Source organism: Herbaspirillum sp. UBA812, from assembly GCF_002296545.1.
GTDB lineage: Bacteria > Pseudomonadota > Gammaproteobacteria > Burkholderiales > Burkholderiaceae_D > Herbaspirillum > Herbaspirillum huttiense.
In genome coordinates, this window is the sequence record NZ_DBIC01000051.1 from 6,641 (window position 1) to 6,872 (window position 232).

The window sequence follows — 232 nt, forward strand, 5'->3', positions numbered from 1 at the left end:
ACCAGCGCTGCATTCTGCTGGGTGCTCTCATCCATTTGCGCGATGGCACGGTTGATCTGGTCGATCCCTTCGCTCTGCTCGCGGCTGGCGGTGGTGATCTCGCTGATGACGGTGGAGACGCGCTGCACGCTGGCCACCACGTCGTTCATGGTGTTGCCGGCCTGGGAGACCAACTGGCCGCCACCGGCCACGGTCTGCACCGAGGCGTCGATCAGTTCCTTGATTTCCTTGG

1 protein-coding gene is annotated in these 232 nt (G+C 63.4%); it reads right to left on the bottom strand.

What is annotated here, in order from left to right:
- On the bottom strand, positions 1-232 hold a 232-nt coding region (locus B3873_RS02995; RefSeq protein ID WP_286863955.1), incomplete at both ends, for a methyl-accepting chemotaxis protein.